We start from the raw sequence: 1,946 nt of genomic DNA, 5'->3' as shown, positions 1-1,946 counted from the left end.
CAAGGGCCGGGCGAGGACTGCATGAAGGGGTTCGTCCCCTTGCGCGAAGAGGCCGAGAAGCGCGGCAAGCTGATCAAGGCCGCGAGCGACCGTCACGCGATGCCGGACGAGGCCTGCAAGCTGATCGGCAATTTCAGCCAGGCCGAGCTCAAGATGATCAAGTTTGTCGAGGCGAATGGCGCCAAATGCGGAATCCCGCCGCAGATCGGCGCGCAGATGAAAGACGGCCACAAGAACACCGAGGCCATGCAGAAGAAGGTCTGTACGGTTGCGCAGCAGATGCAGAACCAGCCGCGCGGTCCGGCCGGCCCGTCGCTGAGCGAGGTGCTGGGATCGGGCTCGGCGCCTGAGGCCAACGCCGGCAAGAAGGGCGGCAGCACCTTCGATACGCTCAACGGCAACGTCCTCACCCGATGAGCGACACGAGCGCCCGCGTTGCCGACTCCACCGGCAACTGGGTCGATACGCTCGCGCCGCAATGGGCGCGGCCCTATTTGCGATTGTCCCGCTTCGATCGTCCGATCGGCTCCTGGCTTCTCCTGATGCCATGCTGGTGGTCGGCGGCGCTTGCCGCCGGCATCGCGCACGACGCCAGCCGCCTGCCGCTCACCATCGTCCTGTTCTTCATCGGCGCCTTCGTCATGCGCGGAGCAGGCTGCACCTGGAACGACATCACCGACCGCGACCTCGACGACAAGGTCGAGCGCACCCGCTCGCGGCCGCTGCCGTCGGGGCAGGTGACCACGAAGCAGGCGCTGGCCTTCATGGTCGCGCAGGCCCTGATCGGTCTCGTGGTGCTCTTGCAATTCAATCGCTTCGCGGTCCTGACCGGCATCGCCTCGCTTGTGATCGTCGCGATCTACCCCTTCATGAAGCGCATCACCTGGTGGCCGCAGATCGTGCTCGGGCTCGCCTTCTCCTGGGGCGCGCTGATGGGCTTTGCCGTCACCTTCGGCCGCATCGACGTCACCGCGCTCGTGCTTTATGGCGGATCGATCGCCTGGGTGATCGGCTATGACACGATCTACGCGCATCAGGATGCCGAGGACGACGCGCTGATCGGCATCAAGTCGACCGCGCGCCTGTTCGGCGCGCACACGCACCAGGCGCTGATCCTGTTCTATGGGCTCGCGGTGATGCTGATCGGCGTCGCGCTGGCGTCAGGCGACGTGCGCTGGCCCGCCTGGCTCGGGCTTGCCGCTTTCGCCGCGCATCTGGCGTGGCAGATCGTGCGGCTCAGGATCGATGATCCCTTGCTCTGCAAGCGCCTGTTCTATTCGAACAAGCATGCGGGCTTGTTGCTGTTTGCGGGATTGCTGGCCGACGCGGCGATGCGGGCCGCCTGACGCAAATGCGTAGGGTGGATTAGCCCGCGGCTGCGCAACGCGCAGTCCGCTGGCGTAATCCACCAACGTCTATCCGCATCGAGAGCAAAGAGGTGGGTTACGCCTTCGGCTAACCCACCCTACGGCACCTTCAGTTCCTTGCGATGATCTCACGCTCTTCGCGGTGAACCGGCAGCTCGCGCGTCATGGCGGTGCGCCGGCGCATCAGGAATTTCGGACGGCGGGCGCGGATCGCGTTGGCGCGACGCCGGCGCGGTGCGGGCTTGCGGGCGCCCTCGTCGAGCTGCGGAAGCGCGAAGATCTCGCTCCAGACCGCCCAGGCTGCGGTGAGCTCGTCCCCGTCGGCGCCGACCAGCAGCGGAACGGAGAGCGAGGGGTCGCGATGGACGAGGATGAGGGCCTGCGCCTCGTTGTTGCCGCGCAGCGCGACGCCAGTGAAGTCGCTGACGCGCACGTTGATTGCCATCTGCATGCCGCGGACGGCACGGCGCAACACGACGCGTTCGCGATGAAGCTCGATCTGCCTTGTGTATCCGTCGGCGCGCGGATCATGTGCATCGAAGCGGACCGGAAGGGAAAGGGGGTCGAGCCGCAAGCTGC

2 protein-coding genes and 1 pseudogene are annotated in these 1,946 nt (G+C 66.3%); 2 read left to right on the top strand and 1 reads right to left on the bottom strand.

Annotated features, from left to right (window positions below):
- Both AC1D00_RS38865 and ubiA read left to right on the top strand, forming a co-directional pair.
- Positions 1-417: pseudogene (locus AC1D00_RS38865) on the top strand (hypothetical protein); the annotation flags it as partial.
- Positions 414-1,346 carry a 4-hydroxybenzoate octaprenyltransferase gene (ubiA, locus tag AC1D00_RS38860; protein ID WP_135176489.1) on the top strand — a complete coding sequence of 311 codons (933 nt, stop codon included), beginning with the start codon at positions 414-416 and terminating at the stop codon, positions 1,344-1,346. The pseudogene AC1D00_RS38865 and the gene ubiA, both read left to right, overlap by 4 nt.
- 130 nt (positions 1,347-1,476) lie before the next feature.
- On the opposite strand, the gene AC1D00_RS38855 is transcribed toward ubiA, so the two are convergent.
- A partial coding sequence (locus AC1D00_RS38855; RefSeq protein ID WP_477014321.1) for a DUF6101 family protein occupies positions 1,477-1,946 on the bottom strand: 470 nt, incomplete at its 5' end.

This window comes from Bradyrhizobium sp. P2_E8, from assembly GCF_056403875.1.
The sequence above is the reverse complement of the archived record's forward strand: the minus strand, read 5'-3'. Positions and strand labels throughout refer to the sequence as shown.